Raw genomic sequence first — 20,087 nt, forward strand, 5'->3', positions numbered from 1 at the left:
TGCAGACCCATGTGTACGGAATCTTCATAGGGTCGAGCGCCGACAGATCTCGCACGCAGGCGCTAGCTGGGGCGAGCGTGTCCAGAGTCTGGACACGCTCGCCCACAGTACTTTGTCGCCAAACCTGGTGCGCGAACATGGGATCACATTAGACCAAAAACATCGGACACCGCCCGCAGCCCGACTCCCGATAGTGTCCAGAGTCTGGACACTACATCCCGATGGCTAACATTGGGCCGGCGCGAAGTCGCACAAGCAGTCGCCACCGAATTCAATCGAAGACACAAAAAAAAAGCCCGCTCACGGCGGTAATGCCGTTCAGTTAAGGCAAAAAAGGCCGCCCCGATTGACGTCGGGGCGGCCTTTTTCCTTCTTGTTGACTCAATTCGCGTTGTCGCGAGCCAGCCAAGTCACGCTTAACTGAACGGCATTACGCTCACGGCGGGCTTTTTCTTCTTCTCGATCAACAAGCACAACTACTGCAACTTCCCCTGCATGCTGAACATGTCCCCAATCAATTGGCGAATTTGAGTCTCTTGAGCTTCTGTCAGCACCCCTGACTTGAACTTGACAGTGAGGCCGCTACCATCCTTGGTAATGCTTCCCGCGTGCTCCTTACCCGCGAAGAACTTGTCGATGCTACGTCCATTCAGCGGACTCGACGTTTCTCCACGAGTCGCCTGGCTCTTGATCGCTGCGGCAAATTTCGACTGATCCAGGCTCCCCCCAACCACCAGTGTCCACAAAGACCGGGCGGCAGCATGTCCTTTCTCGCCATGGCTCCGGATGGCGCTCACCACTGCTTCCGCAGCAGTGCTCCCAAGCAAGCGGGGCTTTGACTCCAAGTCTCGTTGGATAAAATCCGGCAGCTTCTCATAGGCGAGATATTGGTACAGCGCCGAACGCGACATCCCTAGCGCGGTCGCCATCTTCTTCTTTTCGGGGAATTCACTTGCAGCTCGCCGAACGGAGATGCTGATTTCGTAGTCGCTCAAATCCTCACGGTCGACGTTCTCGAGCAAAGCGAACACGGCCATCTCTTCGTCAGAGCAGTCCGATACCAGTGCAGGGATTTCCACCCAACCAAGCATCTGGCACGCACGCCAGCGGCGTTCACCCGCAATGATTTCGTACCCAGCGGCACTACGGCGTACCAAAATCGGCTGCAGCAGCCCTGCCACTCGAACCGACTCCGCCAGCTCGGACAGCTTCAGCGGATCAAAGCTCTTACGGGGCTGCCACGGATTGGGCACGCACTGAGCGATCGGCACTGTCACTTGCCCGGCCTTTGCCTCCAACTCCTGGATGCGAGCCTCCGCAACAGCGAGCGCTCCCATCATTCCCGGGCCAGTCCGCGGCTTTGCCGGCTTTGCCACCTCGTTCGGCTTAATGTCAGCAGTCGACCGCAGGTCGGCGGTCTGCTGAGCCATTCGGTCCCGCAAGCTCATTGGGCGGTCCTCCACTGTTCGACGTATTGATCATCAATCCACCGGCAGAAATCCGCCAGAGGCTCCCGGACACGCTGAAAAGCCTTTGCGCTCACCGAAGACTTCGAGATGTCAAATACCGTGGAAAAAGCGAGCGCACCGTTACTCAATACCGAGCTAGCTGGCACCTCAATCGAATGCAGCCAGTCGCCATAAGCACGCTGGACCCAGCCCCGAACAATTGGCGCCGAGGAAGAAACCCCGTAGTCCACCTTCGAAAGCAGCACTGAAATGAAGTCATACTGCTTCTCCTCTTCCATGGCCATGAAGTTTTGCGCCAAGTCAGAGAACAATCCCCAGAAGGACACCGAACTGACAAAGTCCAAGCTCTCCGGAACCAGCGGCATAACCATCGCATCTGCAGCCATGAGTGCATTCAGCGTCAGATATGACAGCGAAGGAGCCGTGTCGATGACGATGTAGTCGTAGTGCTTACGCAGCGGTTCGAGCCCCTGACGCAGGATGGACCAGAACTTGAAGTTGGGATTCTGTTTGACCATGCCCGGCAGGTGAAACTCGGCGGCAAAGAGCGACGTGTGCGCAGGGATAACGTCTAATCCGTCCCAGTATGTGCTCTGGGCCACCGACAGCAGGCCACCTTCCATGTTCTGGTCGTAGATGTAGGGGAGGACTGTCTGATGTTCCTCCACCTCCTTCTCGGCGTACAGCCCGCACAGTTCAGAAAGAGACGCCTGTGGGTCCAAGTCGATGACGAGCACTTTTCGGCCACGCAGCGACAAACCTTGCGCAAGGCACATCGACGTGGTGGTCTTTGCCGAGCCGCCCTTGAAATTACTGACGAGCAGAATCTTGCCGTCACCTTCTCTTGCACCAGTCACCAGACCGGTCTGGTAAATATCGGAAACTTGGTGCACCCAAGCCCGCGCTTCGGCAAGAGTAAATTCGCGGCTGCGTCCGGTACCGTGCACCTGCCCCGACGGCAATTCGCCCCCTTCGCGCGTTGCAAGGTAATTAACTTTGCTGCGGTCCAGGCCACACAGCTCTGCGATCTGAGAAGTGGTGAAGGTAGGGGGGTTCTTGCGCGGCCGAGGTGCAAGAATCTTCTTGCGCAGTTCGCCGGTGAGCTGACTCAACCTTTGTGAAAAGTCAGCAATTTCCGACAGGCTCACGCTTCGGTCAAGAACCGGCAGTTGGCTCGTCATTGTCATATTGGTACTTTCCTTGAAAACGCGACGAGCCGTAGGATACAAGAGAAATGAAGGGCTGCTTCGATTTTCGACGCTTTTTCTCAGAAACGAGACAAAGCGTCGAATTAAAGCTGCGTATCGACCTCCTCTCTAAACTTTGCCGAAAAATCGCCCATTCAGTTTGCGTCCACCCTACCTATCTCGTCTGCCCATGAGGCTCGCAATTACCAACTGCCCGTGCTGCGCCGGCGCCCTTCGGGATGTTTGGCTGCAGAAAGGAAACTAGCTCACGCGTTAACCGTTGTGCATTTAAGACTACCGGCGAAGCTCAGCTCATTTGGCACGCATGCCCAAACAACACCTCCGCTGTAACCAAAAAAGCTCACCTCCGGCCTTCGCAATGGGAAGAACGCCGCCGCGCGTCACCAAAGAAGCTCACCTTAGAGTTCGCGACTTGGCCTGCAATGTCTTCGAATTCACGTGTCCCGGGGAGCAAAGGTGAGCCATTTTGGTAGCAGCCGTATTAGTGCGAAAGCCTGGAACCCTACTTGAACAGGAATCTCCGACTCGACTGGCTTAAAATGCTCTATTAATCACTCAAAGGTGAGCCTTTTTGTTGGCGTTCGCAACGCAGACAGGACTCGCCGGCGCAAGAACGTAGGGCCGGACCAAAAAAGCTCACCTAGCCACCAAAAAGGCTCACCTCAGGCGGCCCCAGCAGAACCACGCTGCCATATACCACCAAGGTTTCAGCGCTCAACGGCCCTTCCATACCAAAAAAGCTCACCTTTGCGAGGATGGGCGATCTGCTGAGCCAAACAAGCTCACCTCTGCTCCCGAGGAGGCTCACTTTCCCTACCAACGATACTCACCTCTGACCACCACAGAGGCTCACCTTTGTCACCAAATGCTCTCACCTCCACAGGACTAACTCATTGATTTACTTGATCAACGGAACCCTCTTTGTTTGTCTGTCAGTTGGTTTTGCTCGGGGTTTACTTCAAAAAACAAACAGACGAATCAACCGCTCACTCGCTCTCCAAAGGTGAGCTTTTTTGTTTTGACAACTCACCTCATCGTGCTAGATTTCCGGACAATTTGAGCGCGGGAGACAACCATGACAGAGAAGGGACAAGCGAGGGCAACCGCGCAGCAGTTGTCGCTTTCCCTGTTTGAGGACATGTTTGCTGTTGGCCAGACAATCGACAAAGCAGCTCGCGACGTTGGCTTCCAACGCAACAACGTTTTCATCGACATCGTCGATCTTGGGGTCACTGCTCGCCGGCTTGTAGATGCCGCCCACTTCATCGTCTCGCAAACAGAGGGCTCCCCGCAGTTCTATGACGTTGAACTGTCTTACTTCAAGTGGCTCATGCGCTATGACAGTAACAACCATCGTCATCTCAAAGGGCTTTTCACTGAAGCGCAAAAAGCACTGATTCAGGTCTCGGCAACACCAGCAGGGCAAGAGCCGTCGGACGACGACTCGTGGGTGTCAGTACACCTCTTACACACGGTTGCGTTCGCACCTGGCCGTGTACGCTTCGACGTACCGTCGCAGTTGCTCCCTCATATCAAGGACCCAGCGAAATCGCACTGGCTGAGCCTGCGTATCACCGCAAATTTCACGCAGGCCTATGCTCGAGCCATCTACGACCACGTTCTTCCGTACGTCGAGGAAGGAGCGACGCCTTGGATTCCGCTGGACACCATTCGCTATTGGCCTGGCAAGCTTTCGTCGGCTAGTGCTGAGTTCAAGTATTTCAAGCGGGACTCATTTGAGCCAGCCATTCGCCAGATCAACGAACTGTCTGACATCGAGTTGGAGTACGAGACCGCGCGGGAAGCGCTGACGAAGAAGATTAACCGCATCCGCTTCCGGATCAAGCGCAAGGAAGGTGCGGAATCCGTGGTCGCCAACCTACTTGGTGCACAGGAGTTGTATCTCGCGCTGAAGAACGAGTTCGGCTTTACCACCCGTCAATTTGACACTGTCGCCGCCAACCGTGCGACGTGGACTGACGAGCGCATTCTTCAAGCCATCGAATACACGCGCCATCGCCTCAAGCAAGGGAAGGTCACGCAAAACCCGGGCGGCTACCTAATGAAGGCCTTGAAGGACAACTGGCGCATCCCGGATGCCGAACTTCAAATGATGGCCGTCCTTGAGGAAAAGCGCTCTAAGGACAATATCAACACCGAGTCACAAGCGCTCGTTGCGAAGTCGCACGCAGCACGCGAAGTAGCCATGCAGAATCAGATGGCAGAAGAAGTGCGGCAGGGCAGGGAGGCATTCGAGCGCGCTGACACTAAGACGCGCAAAGACTTGGTTCGCTCCTTCCAAAGTTCGCAAGCGGGAAAGCTTACGCTGCGTCGGCTGCGGATGGACGGCCGCGTTCTTATGGAAACGGATATTCTGGCGCAAGCCGACTTGGCGTGGGCATTCGGCCTCTTTGCTTTTAGCAAGTTGAAGGAGAGGATCCGCGCAGAAGGACAACCGTAATGAGCGGAACGCCCGCTCGACTGTCCGGCGGATCGTCCTGAGGCTTACAGCTATCGAGCAGTTTGTGCCCGCAAGTCGGGCAACCGCCCATACAGAACGAGAACACATTTGCCTTCGCGCCAGAAGGGCAGGCCGATTAGGGAGCGCCGCTCGCTACAATGAGGTCGGCGCTATACGCGGCTCGTATGCGCTCGCGAATCAGACAGGGGAACGAATGACTACGGCGCGCGCTGGTACACGTGAGGAGGCGCTGCGGCTGCTGAACACGAACGAAGTCGCAGTGGTGGAGTTGGATTACGAAGCCGGCTGGCAGGATGCCGTCGAACTGGGGCGCTTAGGCCAGAAAGCAGGGATTCGCGTGAAGTTTCGCAGCCAGGAGCACGTCGCCGTCCAGTCGCTGGACGCGTTGAATGCTGGACTTTCACGCCCCAAGCTGACGTTTCGGCAGCGGAACCTCTACTGCCAATTCGATCTTGATGCGTTGCCGGCAGGAGAGCTGGATAGACTCGAGGCCAAGGCCGCGACATTGGGGGACTACATTCTCTCGGGCTATCTGATGCAGGATGCCGATGCCCGTTGGGATCGATAAGGGCAGCGCGAGTGTATTGTCTTGCTGTGTTTGTTCCCACCACACGCAAGTCGACACGATGAGTCGGCTAGAGGGACTGAAGTTGCACGGATGGATCGCAATTTCGGGCAAAATTTCCGCTACCTCCTAAGGAAATCAATACCTTAGGAGCGTTTCGCTCTCTCCGCAGGAGAGTGGAATCGCTCGAAGAGTTCCCCTTAGGATGGGAACTGGCCGAGCTGGAGCGGCCGGCAGCCTGGTTGGCACCCTCCTATTGGTATCGGTCGCGCTTTTCCCGAAAGCGCGCTAGGGCTTCCTGATGTTCGGCTGATTGCAGGTCGTACTTCTTCCCCCAGCGTTGCGCGCTGTCTTGCTGGTCTCGGCCCGCACCGGATGCCGGTGCTGCAGAAGGAGGCGTCTCGGATTGAGAAACATGGGGCTTGGGGGACAACCTGGAGAACCAGCTACCAGTGCCGGCCGGCCGATCCGATTCGCATCGCTGGCCGAGCGCTGCCTCACCAGTGAACGCTAAGACGGTATCTGATGCGGTGCTTGGAGCTTCCGTCTCAGTTCCGTCGGCGAATGCATGGCCAACTCGATTTCCAGTATGAGTGGTGGACACCACTTCAGTTTGAGGAGTGACGCTGGCCGTGAGCGCGGGCGGCTGTCCTTCAGATTGCGGCGCGGGCACGTCCAGCCTGGAAAAGTGCCAAGCGAGATTTTCCGGCGTGATGGATATACCGAAGTGTTGGTTCAGGTGATCAGCAATCATTCCGAAGCTAGCCCTACCGCGACGGAGCTCCACAATAACTTGCGTCAAGCCTCCTAGCAGCGTGCTGAGGGACTGGCTTGGATGCGAGTCGAAGGTTTGGGGCAAATCACTGAGAGAGCGGACTGGCGGGAGGGGGGGTGTCACACGCCCGCGCGTCGCCTCGATCCGTTTGTAATATTTGGCCACCGCCTGACGGGACACTTCCAGTCCGGCTTGCTGTTTTAGGTGGTCGACGATCAGCCCAAAACTCGCGCCAGCTTGTCGGAGTTCGGTAATGGTTCGCGCGAAGGGGGATAGCTTGCAGCGACGCGCGTTGTCGGGCAGGAAAGCGAGGACTTGGTACAGATCCGTGCTGCTGTCCATTCGAGGGCTCCTTCAGTCTAGCGGCTGTCGAACAGTTGGTCAGGTTGATAGGTGTGTTGCGCGTCGATTGTTCAACAAGATTTGGGCTGGGACGGCGGGGAATATTGAAGCGCGCGCAGTGATATTCCAAGGAACGAGGTGCTATTGACCGGTTAATGACAGCGTAATGTCACCTTACTGACAACGTAACCAAAGTTTGGAAACTGGAAGGATTCGGAGCGTCACTGTGATGAAAACACAACCAAAGGCGACTCTTTGGAGCCATGAAGGCGGCATCCTCGGTACGGCCAATTGTTCCGAGGTGCACAAACGGTGGGGTTGACCGGTCCCTTATGCGGCGTCAGTGCATTGACAACGGAACGTCAACATAGCCAAAAGCGGAGTCGCCGCAATGGCTACGCAACGACAACGTAACCGAAGGCGCGCAACGGAATAGAAGCGGAACGTCAACTCAATGACAACATAGTCAAAGTTGGCGGATGGGGATCTCGATTCAATGAGTCGTCGTTTTTTCGGGCGCAACAATGCGACGCCTACCTCTTAGGGACGAGCGCGTATTAGCTCTGGAATCTTTGACGTTGTTCGACGCAGGCGGTCCTTGATGATGTGAGTGAAGTGCATTGCGGTATTTGACGTGCCGACGCTCAAGAAATTGAGGTGCTCCTCTTGCGGCTGTATGTGATGTCGTGCTTTACTTGGCCATCGTCTGCACCTTGCAGGCGATACGGTTTAAGGAGCCACCCAAGTGGCATGAGCTGGACCTCGACTCGCATCGAGACAGCATTCAATCAAAGAGGCGTCGCACACCCTCTTTGCATCTTTCCCGTAGTCCAACGCGCGCACGCGCGTTTTTTTACGGATACGGCGGACGGAAACACATTGGAACACTGAGGGGAGGCAAACGCCAATCCTAGTGCGGCTGCGCGGGTGATTCCAAAGTTATTCGCCAACACATCACGAAAGTTCGAACGGGCTTTCTGACCATCGCAAAAGAGGCTTTTGCCGTCTTCGGACGGGCTATGACTGGCGTCGCGTAGGTGACGGGTCATAGAGGGCTCCGCCTGCTAAGGCAGGACTTCAAGCACAACAGATAAGCGCGCTATCTGAGAACCCCCGGCTATGGAGGCTGGAGGGAGCGCGTCGAATGGTCCCGCGTTATGGGCCGGCGCCAGTCTACGGACGAGGCAACCCACTAACCGTAAGGCGTGGGGCGTTGGGTGTTGTTGTACCAGTGGTGCTGGAGCCACTCACGCAATCGCACGTTTTCAAGGACGCCCACTCCAGGGCCAGAACCACTAGCAGATGTACCGGGCAGCCGGCTCGGGGCGCACCAGTAGATGGCGCCAGTGTTCATGGCGAGATGGGCATACAGGCACAGGCACAGGCATAGGCATAGGCGTGAGTGGCAAGCGCGCCGAGTGATAGGCATCGATCCGCGTCAGGGATGCGGGCTATCTACAAAGACGCAATGATGGCCAACCTTCGTCTACAGACTCACAAAAAACTCTACTTTTTTGTGGTTTGCAAGGGGAGGTGTCTACGCCGGCTCAGGCTCGTGCGCGTCCGTCGATGTATTCGGCGAAGTGCTCATTCACGGTCGCCTCGATGCGTGCAATCTCATCGGATGTGAGTCGTTCCACCAGCCTCCGCTTGTTCTTGGACAGCACGCCATTGCCCTGCACGATGACGTCAATGAGTGTGTTGAGCGCTGATTGACGCATATCGAGCCAGCTCTCGAGGTCGCGCACTGTGGCGTCGTGTGCGCGTAGGTACTCGACCTCCGTCTGCAGGTCCTCCTCGACGCAGGCCTTGCAGCATTCGAGGATAAATTCGCAGATATCGGTGGCGTCAAAGTACGCGTAGAGCCACTTAGGTTGCGGGGTGCGCACGTGGATGGTGCCGCTCTCGGCATCAAGCGCATACTCAAGGACGTCAGTCCGGGGGCGGGAGTAGGTCTTGAGCAGAGCGGAATAGCGCTCAAGCTGTTTGAGCATGCGTGCCGATAACGGTAGGACTACGCCCGCCGGCGTGAACCCGGCTTGCCGCAGGATGTGGTGTAGCAGGAATCGATGCAGTCGCCCGTTGCCATCCAGGAACGGGTGGACGAAAACGAAGCCAAACGAGGCACAGGACGCCGCCAGTACCGCGTCAAAACCCTCGGTCGCGAGGTTGGCCACTTGCGCGATACCTCGCATCATCCCCTCCACCAAGGCGGGTGGTGGCGGAATGTAGTCGGCTACGTTGCGTAGTCGACCAGGCCGGGAAAGCCAGTTTTGAGAGTCACGGAATTGTTGCTCGGCCATCAACGGACTGACGATTTGGTTCTGCCAATCGCACAGTTGTTGCTCGGTGAGCTCGCCCGGCTCCCCAGCCTGTTCAAGCAAGCGCCGGAAACGGGCCGCGCGATTGTTGTCCGGAATCTCGTCCTCGATGGTGTATGTAGACTGTGTTTCCGAGAGGTACAGGTAGTCCACCGCGCGCGATAGCATTTCCGGCTCGATCGCATTCACGGCGTCGGTGACCTTGCCGGCGAGGCCTTCAGCCAGCAGGGCGTTGAGTCGAGGCGTGCGGCGAATTAGCGGACAGAACCACGTCTCGCCGATGAGGTTGTTGATGACGCCGAATTTCGTGTCCGATCGGCCCGGGCCGATCACATATTCGTCCGGGTTGAGCAGCGGCACGCGCGGCGCACCTGGGGGCAGCCGATATTCGAACGTGCACCCCGTAAGCCACTCAGCGAGGTGGGCCGCGATCCGCGCATACTTCGACGAAGGCTTATCTGCCAGCCAAACCTGAATGGTGTCGAGTACTTCCTGGTGCTCACATAGCGCTCCGAGCACCGTCAGGTTGAGGCGCTCACGCTTGAGCGCGAATGTCAGCTGACCAACAAGAGAATCTGTGTCCTGAATGCGCGCGAGCGGCAACTCAATGAACTCGTCACCTTCCGGACTGACTGACCGCGTTTCGATGGCCCGTTCTACGGCTGAGTACACACAGCGCAGTGGTGGCACGCGAAGCCCATAGCGCCTGACGAGCGCTTCATAGCCAAGGTAGGTGCGATGTGCTGTTCCAATCATCTATAGCTGGCCCGTTCGACGGACAAAACGTCTACTGAATTTATAAAATATCTATTCCACAGCTCAATCTACAGAAAATATCTACACTGGACAACCTGGGCGAGGCGTTGTCCGACGAGGGGTGGAGTGGAGCACTCTTTTTTTGTGGGGAAGGTCCATACACGTTAACTACGTTTTGTGTGACGGTACCGGGCACTACAAGTCGCGGTTAAGTACGACTAGACGGGCACTCCCGGGGACAAGGCGCTTTTCGTTGTCAGTTATGAAAGCTGAATGCCCGAATGGCTGTTCAAGAGTAAGGGTGGTTGAGCACAGCATTTTTGCTCCAGGACCGCCCCAAAATCCGCGACGAGGCCTTCAGTTGCACAGCGGGATTTGATCGCGCCTCCGTGTCAATATCCTCTCCATAAAATTCCCGACGATCCCCTTTGTTTGTACTTGCGTGCCCGCCGGACACTGCGACCGTGTCGCGTCGCCCAACAGGGCGCGGATTTGAATCGCGGTCGGCGCGGCAATTTCACGTGCGGCGGCACCGTTCAGCGACTCGTATGGAGGCCTCCGAACGCAGTTTGCGCAGCTGCAACGACATCGGCCGCTCGAATTTCTGCGACTCCGGATCGGAGCGCCCGAACAGCGGCACGATTGACGGCCTCACTGATGAGGCCGTCCACGTCCGCAATTGAGCGACCGGCCAGCAACTTGATGCATCGGGCAATGGCGCCTTTCTTTAGGTCATAGCGGCCTTTGGCAGCTTGCCGGAGTTGTTTGCTGACGTACCGTACAAGGTCCGCGCGCTCCGGCACATCAAAGTGCACCTTATCGCCGAACCGGCCTGCACGCAGGGCGGCAGGGTCGAGTTGGTCATAGTGGTTTGTTGCCGCAACATAGATCACGTCGCGGATGCGCCCGCGAGCGCCGTCGAGGCTGGTGAGAATCTTGTTGGTCAGCGCAGCAACGTTTGAATATCGCCGATTGGCAAGGATGTCGTCCGCCTCGTCAATGAACACTACGACCGGCCGGATGTCGTGGGCTTCTTGCACCAAGCGCTCCCACTTGCAGGGCCGCGCGATGATGTCGGCGCCAGCGATGGGGAGAAAAGCGTAATCAGCCGCCTTGGCCAGCGCCATGGCCGCCTGTGTTTTGCCGGTGCCCGGCGGCCCGTAAAAGAGCAGGCCCCGCGGAAGCCGGCCGCCAATGTTCTCCAGCCGGTCGACCTCACGCATCCGGTATGCGAGGTCGCGCAGCATGTGTCGAGAACTCGCTGGCATGATGATTTCGTCGACGGCTTTGACGTCTTCCGGTAGCCTGCCGCGCCGCCCCTGAATCAGGCGCATGGCCTTCATCGCAATATCAAAAGTTACCGGCCCATGGAACCTGCCAGAGCGATGCAGCTCCGCAAGTTGTTTGCCGACCGCCGTCAATCGACTCGCGCTGAATCCCTCCCAGCGCGCGGCCAGCGCCTCAACAGTGTCGCGACGGACCGCCCCGGGTCCCAAGTGCTTAACTATCGGCAAGGCGATCAGCGAGATACGGGCCTTCAAATCGGGGGGAGGGACTTCGATTTTGAAATCGAATCGTCCCTCCCGGATGCCGGCGGGGTCGAGTTGCTCAAGGTAATTCGTAGCGGCAATGAGAACGATCGGCCATCCGCGCAGATCGACGATTTCCTTGAGCACTGTGTTGATTATGTCCCGGTCCATGGAGTGCAGTTGTGCGGATCCATCCCGTGGCTTGAGGAACGAATCGATTTCGTCGACGAACAAAACACAGCGGCCGACACGACGTGCGGTATCAAAGACAGCCTTCATCTTTTCTGGCGTCTCGTTGATCCATTTCGAGGCAGTGTCGCCGAATGCGATCGAGAGGAAGGGCAGATTGAATTGGCCGGCCAGCGCCTCAGCGAACCGAGTCTTGCCGTTACCGGGTTCGCCGAATAGGAGGATGCCGTTGCGCACATCGTCGCTTCCTGAGTGGGCTGTGAGAATGTCGGCCGCACACCTCCAGAGGCGTTCCTTGGTGTCAGCCATACCAATTACGTCCCGGAAGGTCAGTCGTGGATGGCGCACGCAATCACTGAAATCGTGTTTTGGTTGCGCTTGCCAAACTGTTTGTCTTGGCTTGGTGGCAGGCGCAGTTGCAGGGCGGCTCGCATGGATGGCCGGAGCATATGGTTCTGGCAGGCATGACTGAGGAGCAGAGCTCGACGGCGCAGCCGGAGTGATTGTCTGGAGAGGGGTGGAGACCTGAAGCAGTTGGGGGAGCGGTTCCGGTGCCGTAACACTGGCTTTGGGGCGCGCAAGCTTCATCTCGAGCGGGATTCGGACCAGAGAACCATCGACAGTGAGCTTCTGTGTTTTGCGACTCGGGGCAAGCAAGTTCCGGATTGTGGTCGTGAGGGTCATCGTGTTTCCGCGTGTGGATGCGTGGAAGGGGAGGAGCATCGTGTCTTTCGCCCGCCGCGATTCAGTCTCTCGCGTAGCTCGCCCGCCGCAAGTCAAGGCGCTGGTATCGTCAAATCGTGGCGGACGCGTTCGTGCTGGAGACCACCCGCGCATCAAGCGCTCCACGGACTTTCGGTCGACGCTTGATTCGGACCAGACCATGGAACTGCTTTGCTCTGCACCGCAGCGTCTCGCGTGCAACGCGGCGCTTCCAGGCAAGCGGGCGCGCGAACTGATCTCGCAGTCGGCGGTGAAATTGCTCAATCGCCTGTGGCGGGACTTCGGTGGGAATCAGCAGCGCCACGTTTCCTTGTGTGACACGGATGACCTCGCGGCTGTTGGCGGCAAAGAGAAAGCGGTGAACTTGCATGACGATTCCATCAAAGATTCAACAAAGAGGCGAAGCCCTCGTGCATGAGCCGCGGACTCATTGGCGACGGGAACGAACCCAGCGGATAAGCCGGATCAGAGGTTGTAGGCAGTCAAGAACGAAATCGCGACACTCGATCACGAACGTTTGCCAGAGTGGGGAGCGGTCCAATGTCTTTCTCCTTCGGTCGAAGTTGAGCAGTTGGCTTAGCGGCGTAGGTTTGTTCACCGTGCGATTCACTCAGGTGACAGCACCAGGCTCTCACACGGCTTTCGCTAAGCAAGTTGATGCGCGAGTGACGGGATCCGAGATCCACGTGACGATGAGGCGTTCGCCTCAGCAGGAATCGTTGCCCATAAACGCCTGAAGTTAGGCCAAAGCGTTCCACGCATTGATGGGGCGACTGCGGAAGAAGAAGGGCCATAAGCGGCCCTTGGTGGAACCGATATGGCGTGCTCAGCTGCCAGTCGTGAAGGTGAAATTGCGTGAGAACACCGTCCCGTTGACGGTCCCGTTCAGCACCACGGAGTACTGCGTATTCGGCTGCAGGGGCTGTGTCGGGTAGGCGACGGCTTGATATTTGGCCAACAGCTTGTTCGGATCGGTTGACGCGTTGAGGATTTGCACGGGGATGGCGTTACCAAGTGGGCCCGTGTAGATGGCGCTGGTCAGGGTTACCGTATCGTTGAGATTACCGGTGACGGATACCGGGGATCCCCACGATCCACTAGTGTTTGGCGGAGTCGGGGTCTCGCCTCGTCCTTGGTAGGCAATACCCGATACGCCTTGACATGGGAACGTGAGTGGGGCGTTGCTCAGTGTGTACGTTGCGGCTTGGCCGAGCTGCACGGTACCCGAACCCACAGGATAGCTGTTGTAGTTGGTTTCGTATTCGCCCAATCCGATCAGGTTGGCCAAGCTAGTAACGATAGCTATGTGGTACACGCCGCTCGCCCACGCAGCAACGAATTTCTGACCGAACTGGCTGGCCGTCACGATCGACGCACTGTAGTAGCCGGCATCACCGCGCCCCGTGTATACCCCCGAGGGCCAGCCGAAGGTTGCCGCGGTATCGGCGCCCGTGATCCCCGTGAATCCTAGATGGCCCGGTACCTCGGTGTCGGTGATGATGCTGTTTAGACCCTCGTACGTGGCATGCGCCTGGGCTGCCCGGTCGAGAACTGTGTTTTCCTGAAGCATTGGAAAGCCGCACTGGGAACGGTACTGATTGAGCATTGCGAATGCGGCCAGCTCCGCGCTCCCTGTTTGGTATTGCAGCGTTGTTACTGTGCCAGGAATGCTTTGCGTCGGCGGGGTTGTTGTACCTCCCGATGTGGACCCGGCCGTTGAGTTAGAGGCGCCGTCGTCACCGCCGCAGCCCGATAGATGGAGTGCGGAAGTGACAGCCACCGCCAACAGAGCGATCTTCTTGACCAATTGTTTTCTCCGGTAGTTGAACATCGGTGATCGAACATCGATCACACGATTCCAGGCTACCGATCAATTTTCGAAGTCAAGTCGGCATCCGTTGTTGATGCTGACGCCCCTGTCTTTGCGTAACAGGCGAGTGAGAATTCTCAGGGCCTTAGCACGTGAACAGGGTTGCGCTCTTGGTAAAGGGGGCGCATCGCACAACGGTGCGCTACGTTTGCACTGTATCGAGCAGTGCTGCAATGTGATCGGTGGTGCGGACGCCGACCAATCCGAGCAATTGACTCATAGCGCTAAAGGACACGTTGAAGATCAGAAGTCAGCGGAGAGCGGTCCGGCGAAGAATGCGCGGACTCATATCCTTCGCCTCGAAGTCGATGGCCTTGATCACAGCCTTGATGATGCGGCCGATGCAGGCCTCATTAATCAGTGGGCCATTTGGTGGAGGGTGAGAACACTGTGGCTCTGCGTCGGTCAACGAACGGCGCTCCACTGACGAGGATCGTGCGATACGCTTCGCAGGGAGGTCATTAGGGTCCAAGAATGTCCCCGACTCGATTCGTTAGTGGCCGCCCGACTGGTCAGCAGACGCACTGCCCGAATTTTCTTATGACACATTAAGTTCGTCGCAACACATTGGCGATGTTAGTTCGCCGAATGTGCCTTAGCTTTCCTTGCTGGGGGCCAACATCAAATCGCGGCTAACCTTCTGAAGTCTGGCGGCGATGACAGCTTGCCGTGCAGCGCTCAGTCGTACTGCGCTGGCATTCAAGACAATAGCCGCGACAGGCTGGCCATCGCGCAGAACTGGCACGCCAATGCCCCAGAAGCCTGGCGCGAGGGTGCCAGGTATGACGGCATACCCTTGTTCGCGCGTTTCAGCAATGAGTTTCCTAAGCGCCTCTTCCGTCATCTGCGGATACCGCCTACCAATCTCTGGAATGTTGATCTTCAGGATTCTTTCAGCTTCTTCATCCGGCATGGCGGCAAGGATCGCAAGGCCACCTGCCCCGAGTCCAAGAGGGTGCCGATCGCCGACCTGTAGCGAGGCGGCCGGATAGGGGATGTCGCCACTTTCCCTGGAAAGGCAGATGGCTTCCAACTCGTGTCTCACAGTGAAGAACAACCAGTCGCCGGTCTCTAGGGCCAGTGCGCGCAGCGCTGGCGCCGCAATGCGCTGCAGAGCGTAGTTGGGCTCGGCGGCTAGCCCGATCGCAAACGACTCTGGGCCCAGTTGATATCGACGAGTTACAGCGTCCTGGGCGACAAACTGCTCGTCCATCAGCGTGCGGGTTAGTCTGACAGCGGTTGCTTTATTCAATTCTAGTTTTCGGGCAATGTCGCTGACTCCAAGCCCCCCCGGTTGGTAACGCGCAAGCAATTTCAAGATGCCCAGTCCCCTTCGCAGCGTCTGAGCTCCTGCTGTTTCAGTGATCAATTCGGCGCGAGGCGGCATGAGCGGGAATCCTTGATGGGAGGTTCGCATATTGGACCAATAAAAGCACAGTATCGCATCCGCAGGCTAGGTGCGCCGAGCCTGATGCTCTAAATTCCGTTTGCCTCCAAATAGTGGACTAGCTGGGGGGGCCGTCGTCAAGTATGTCCGCCGGATCTTCGCCGCGTTGTGAGTAGATTGTCGATACGTTTCGAGTCACGGATCGCAGGAAAGCTTGCCCACAGCATCAATGAAGCGGGTTGGTCGAAGTACGCGGTGCTCACACCGTTGTTCTGTGGGGCGCTAATGGTGAGTCAGGAAAAACATCGGTTTAGGAGGGTGAGAGTGGGCAAGCCGGTAGAGAACGTTCTCGTAGTTCATGGTGCCGGAATGGAAAAGCGGGGCTTGGAGGCTATAGAGACCTTTGGATCTATGCGCCTAGGCGAATACGAGGAGGCAATTCGTGAATATGCGCGAGACGCGGGTCTAAGGGTTACGTTCTTTCATTCGAATGATGAGAAGGTCGTAGCGGACAGGCTGACACAAATAGGTGATTCGATGATCGATGCGGTCATCATCAATCCGGGGGGATACCTATCCGGCGCGCCTAGGATCATTTCGGCTATTGAAGCCTTGGCGTGTGCCTGCATCGAGGTTCATATAAGCAACCCCGCAGCACGTGGCATTTCGTCGCCCTTTGCCAGCAGTTGCAGCGGTGCAGTCACAGGTTTTGGCATTCGAAGCTACCAGCTCGCGCTGATGGGTTTAGCGGCGCGGATGGGGCCTTCCGGAAAATCGTGACTGGCTTCGTGGCGCACACCGATAACGTGGGGGCATGCCGCAACGGGACGAAGCGCCGTCGAGGTGCAGTACCAGGCCCGTGGTGAGTGGGCGGCAAACGACGCAGCGAAATCCTGGCGGTCGACCAACTGGCCATTGTTGGGCGGTTTGCGGCCGTCCGGATTTCAGCGATGGCATGAAGCCCATTGCCTTCTGCACTTTCCGGAGATGACTGTGTTCGATTTGCTTCGGCCGTAATGCAGCGCAAGCGTGGCGGCAGCTCGTCAGCGTTCTGGACGGGTTTTCCCTATATCTTTGGTTCATTTTATGGACCGATTTGTGATTCTAGTAGCCGTTTTCCCCGTTTTTTCCCCTAATTAGAGTGAGATGATCGGCGTCCGTTGTACATATTGGACCAGATGCCGATGAAACGTCTGCTGTGCCCGGTGGGGCCCAGTCTTCGTCTTCGCTACCGTCCTATCGGACGAATGGCGCTCTGACGTCGGCCAGGTATTTCGCGCCTTTTATTCACCCCACCTTATGGAACTACTTTCCCTGTACCGCAGCATGGCGCGCATTCGCGCGTTCGAGCTCGCTGCGGAAGAACTTAGCATTGGAGGCGTGGCCGTCCTTGGCCAGCTGATCGACGAACGCGCGAAGGTCCGTGGACCGTTGCATGTATCCATTGGGCAGGAGGGCGTAGCCGCCGGTGTTTGTGCCCACCTCGAACGGAATGATCTTCTGACCAGCAGCCATCGAGGCCATGGCCACACGCTGGCAAAGGGTGCGGACATGCGCAGGATGATGGCTGAAGTGTTCGGCCGTCGTGACGGGACTAACTCCGGCAAAGGCGGCTCGATGCATATTGCGGACTTTTCTGTCGGCATGCTAGGCGCAAACGGGATCGTCGGAGCCGGCATGGCTATCGCCTGTGGAGCTGCCCAGGCTCTGAAGCTTCAACGGAAGCGGAACATCGTGACCTGCTTTTTTGGTGACGGTGCGGTAAATCGTGGCCCATTTTTGGAAGCGCTCAACTGGGCGTGTCTGTACAAGTTGCCGGTGCTGTTCGTATGCGAGGACAACCGCTGGTCGTCGACGAGCAGCACAGGCGAACTCACTGCGGGTGCCGGTGTCGTCGCTCGCTCGGTGGCTTTAGGGGTGCCAGCTGAAAGTGTAGACGGCAACGACGTTGAAGCAGTCTCCGAGTTGGCGCAGCGTTTGGTCCGCGAGATCCGAGGGGGGGAGGGGCCGCGGTTGATGCACGCTCTCACGCGGCGAATGCGCGGTCATCTGTCCTCTGACAAGCAAACCTACCGCGACCCGGTCGACATCGAGATCGCGACGAAAGAGGAGCCGATGCAGCGTGCGCGGAAACGACTGCTCGAGAGGGGGGCATCGCAGGCTCAGATCGATTGCGTCGACGCGGAGGTGTCGCAAGAGTTGCAAGAGGCGCTTGCCTTTGCGGAAGCCTCGCCCATGCCACAGCCCATCGAAGCCTTTGCAGAAGTTCAGACGTTGGGAGAAGGTACATGGTACTGAAGACGATGACGTGCGCGGAAGCTGCCCAGCAGGCGCTTCGCGAGGCAATGGCGCGCGACCCGAGCGTCGTCGTTGTTGGCGAGGATGTCGGGCGGGGAGGGATTTTTCAGCAGTACAAGGGCATTCAGGCCGAGTTTGGACCTGAGCGCGTAATCGATACGCCTATCTCCGAAAGCGCAATCGCCGGTGTAGGTGTCGGAATGGCACTAATCGGCTTGCGGCCTGTCGTGGAATTGCGTGTCATCGACTTTGCACTGTGCGCGATGGACGAGATCGTTAACCAGGCCGCCAAGAACCGTTTCATGTTTGGCGGCCAAGGACGCGTTCCAGCCGTTCTTCGAATGCCCATTGGACATTGGAGCAGCTCCGCTGCCCAACACTCACAAAGCCTGGAGGCATGGTTCGCACATCTGCCTGGTGTGACCGTGATGTGTCCCGCAACACCGCAGGATAGCTACACGATGCTTGCGGATGCGCTGCGGGGCGAGGATCCTGTCGTGTACATGGAACACAAGGAACTGTGGGCTGTGAGCGGTCCAGTGGATACCGCGTCAATGCTAGAGCCCGGCCGCGCGCGCGTGCTGCGCCAAGGTTGCGACTTGACCATTGTTTCCTGGTCAGCCGCAGTGCGTGTTGCCGAGCAGGCGGCTACCGCTCTAGCTCTTGAGGGCATCTCTGCAAGCGTTATCGACTTGCGTTCAATTTGGCCGTGGGATCGCGAGACGGTGTTGGCTGATTGCGCGCGCACGAAGAACTTGTTAGTCGTCCATGAATCTGTGCAGGTCGCCGGCTTTGGCGCGGAAGTGGCGGCGACAGCTGCGCAGGTTACGGGATGCCGCGTTTCTCGGCTGGGCGCTCCGCGCATTCCGGTCGGCTACGCACAGTCCCTCGAAGCTGTTTCTCGCATCCGACCGGAGGATGCGGTCCGTGCCGCGCTCGCCTTATTCGATCAACACAACGCTGTGGCGTGAGCCCAGTAACTATCCCAGAGGATTCTATGAAAGTTTTTTACGACAAGGACGGCGATCTTAGCCTGATCAAGGGCAAGAGCGTAGCAATCATCGGCTACGGCTCGCAAGGTCACGCGCATGCGCAGAACTTAAGCGACAGCGGCGTGAACGTCGTGGTCGGCTTGCGTAAGGGCGGAGCTTCCTGGCCCAAGGTTGAGAGGGCCGGCCTGAAGGTGGCCGAGGTCGCTAATGCCGTGAAGCAGGCGGACGTCGTTATGATCCTGCTGCCCGACGAGCAGATCGCCAATGTTTACAAGAACGACGTAGCCCCCAACATCAAGGAAGGTGCTTCGCTGGTCTTCGCCCATGGCTTCAACGTGCACTACGGTTTCGTGCAGCCGCGCGCCGACTTGGATGTGTGGATGGTCGCCCCCAAGGCTCCCGGTCATACCGTGCGCAGTACCTACACTCAGGGTGGTGGCGTGCCCCACTTGGTCGCCGTGTATCAGGACAAGAGTGGTAAGGCCCGCGACTTGGCCTTGTCGTATGCCATCGCGAACGGCGGCGGCAAGGCTGGCATCATCGAGACCACCTTCAGCGAAGAGACCGAGACGGACCTTTTCGGTGAGCAGGCTGTGCTGTGCGGAGGTACTGTCGAGCTAATCAAGGCTGGCTTCGAGACGCTGGTGGAAGCCGGCTACGCTCCGGAAATGGCGTACTTCGAATGCTTGCACGAGCTGAAGCTCATCGTCGATCTGATCTATGAAGGCGGCATCGCTAACATGAACTACTCGATCTCGAACAACGCCGAATACGGCGAGTACGTCACTGGCCCGCGCATAGTGACCGACGAGACCAAGGCCACCATGAAGGCGGTGCTCAAGGATATCCAGACAGGTGAGTATGCCAAGAGCTTCGTGCTGGAGAACATCGGAGGCGCGCCCACACTGATTAGCCGCCGTCGCTTGACCGCTGAGCACCAGATCGAGGTGGTGGGCGAGAAACTGCGTGCGATGATGCCCTGGATTAAGGCCAATAAATTGGTCGACAAGAGCCGCAACTGAGGGGCCGCACGGTTGCCGGTCTCCCGCCTGTGATTGCGATCCGGTCCGACTTTCGTGACTTGTGAGCAAGACCTTATGGCCTCATGAAGGAAAGCAGGTGCAGATCTCTCGCATCCATTTGAAATGGGGTTCCGATTGCAGTGGAAGGGGCGCTACTCC

14 protein-coding genes are annotated in these 20,087 nt (G+C 57.7%); 6 read left to right on the forward strand and 8 right to left on the reverse strand.

The genetic code is table 11. The features are described 5' to 3' along the window. Positions 1-476 precede the first annotated feature (476 nt). Together NG900_RS00410 and NG900_RS00415 are read right to left on the reverse strand one after the other, a co-directional pair. On the reverse strand, positions 477-1,430 hold the full coding sequence (locus tag NG900_RS00410) for a ParB/RepB/Spo0J family partition protein (RefSeq protein ID WP_252675626.1): 954 nt from the start codon (positions 1,428-1,430) through the stop codon (positions 477-479). Between the two features lie 14 nt (positions 1,431-1,444). Then, positions 1,445-2,656 (reverse strand): ParA family protein, encoded by a 1,212-nt coding sequence (locus tag NG900_RS00415; RefSeq protein ID WP_252675627.1) that lies wholly within the window; start codon positions 2,654-2,656, stop codon positions 1,445-1,447. Positions 2,657-3,752: 1,096 nt separating this feature from the next. On the opposite strand from NG900_RS00415, the gene NG900_RS00420 reads away from it, so the two are divergent. Next, entirely contained in the window at positions 3,753-5,138 is a 1,386-nt protein-coding gene (locus NG900_RS00420; RefSeq protein WP_252675628.1) for a replication initiation protein, read from the forward strand. Positions 5,139-5,352: 214 nt separating this feature from the next. Beyond that, complete coding sequence (locus tag NG900_RS00425; protein WP_252675629.1) at positions 5,353-5,727, forward strand: PHA-granule associated protein 4; 375 nt, start codon at positions 5,353-5,355, stop codon at positions 5,725-5,727. Between the two features lie 250 nt (positions 5,728-5,977). Here the strand turns inward: NG900_RS00425 and NG900_RS00430 are convergent, their stop codons facing one another. The 6 genes from NG900_RS00430 to NG900_RS00455 form a co-directional block, all read right to left on the reverse strand. Continuing rightward, entirely contained in the window at positions 5,978-6,841 is an 864-nt protein-coding gene (locus NG900_RS00430; protein WP_252675630.1) for a hypothetical protein, read from the reverse strand. Between the two features lie 1,547 nt (positions 6,842-8,388). Next, on the reverse strand, positions 8,389-9,918 hold the full coding sequence (locus tag NG900_RS00435) for a Fic family protein (RefSeq protein ID WP_252675631.1): 1,530 nt from the start codon (positions 9,916-9,918) through the stop codon (positions 8,389-8,391). 536 nt (positions 9,919-10,454) lie between these two features. After that, positions 10,455-11,945 carry an ATP-binding protein gene (locus NG900_RS00440; protein WP_252675633.1) on the reverse strand — a complete coding sequence of 497 codons (1,491 nt, stop codon included), beginning with the start codon at positions 11,943-11,945 and terminating at the stop codon, positions 10,455-10,457. A 484-nt stretch (positions 11,946-12,429) separates the two neighbouring features. Then, positions 12,430-12,729 (reverse strand): hypothetical protein, encoded by a 300-nt coding sequence (locus NG900_RS00445; RefSeq protein ID WP_252675635.1) that lies wholly within the window; start codon positions 12,727-12,729, stop codon positions 12,430-12,432. A gap of 456 nt (positions 12,730-13,185) precedes the next feature. Then, positions 13,186-14,166, reverse strand: coding sequence for a CAP domain-containing protein (locus tag NG900_RS00450; protein ID WP_252675636.1), 981 nt, complete (start codon positions 14,164-14,166; stop codon positions 13,186-13,188). A 658-nt stretch (positions 14,167-14,824) separates the two neighbouring features. Then, entirely contained in the window at positions 14,825-15,616 is a 792-nt protein-coding gene (locus NG900_RS00455; protein ID WP_252675637.1) for an IclR family transcriptional regulator, read from the reverse strand. Between the two features lie 177 nt (positions 15,617-15,793). Here NG900_RS00455 and NG900_RS00460 point away from each other — a divergent pair, with 177 nt between their 5' ends. From NG900_RS00460 to ilvC, 4 genes are all read left to right on the forward strand, one after another. Next, entirely contained in the window at positions 15,794-16,396 is a 603-nt protein-coding gene (locus NG900_RS00460) for a type II 3-dehydroquinate dehydratase (protein WP_252675638.1), read from the forward strand. A gap of 519 nt (positions 16,397-16,915) precedes the next feature. Further along, entirely contained in the window at positions 16,916-17,914 is a 999-nt protein-coding gene (locus NG900_RS00465) for a thiamine pyrophosphate-dependent dehydrogenase E1 component subunit alpha (protein WP_252675639.1), read from the forward strand. Continuing rightward, the gene (locus NG900_RS00470; protein WP_252675640.1) at positions 17,905-18,885 is read left to right on the forward strand and encodes an alpha-ketoacid dehydrogenase subunit beta; all 981 of its coding nucleotides are present in this window, start codon (positions 17,905-17,907) and stop codon (positions 18,883-18,885) included. Before NG900_RS00465 ends, NG900_RS00470 begins: the two co-directional genes overlap by 10 nt. Positions 18,886-18,911: 26 nt before the next feature. Next, positions 18,912-19,928 (forward strand): ketol-acid reductoisomerase, encoded by a 1,017-nt coding sequence (ilvC, locus tag NG900_RS00475; RefSeq protein WP_252675641.1) that lies wholly within the window; start codon positions 18,912-18,914, stop codon positions 19,926-19,928. Positions 19,929-20,087: the final 159 nt, after the last annotated feature.

The organism is Ralstonia soli, assembly GCF_023955655.1.
In the GTDB taxonomy this organism is placed as follows: Bacteria; Pseudomonadota; Gammaproteobacteria; order Burkholderiales; family Burkholderiaceae; genus Ralstonia; species Ralstonia soli.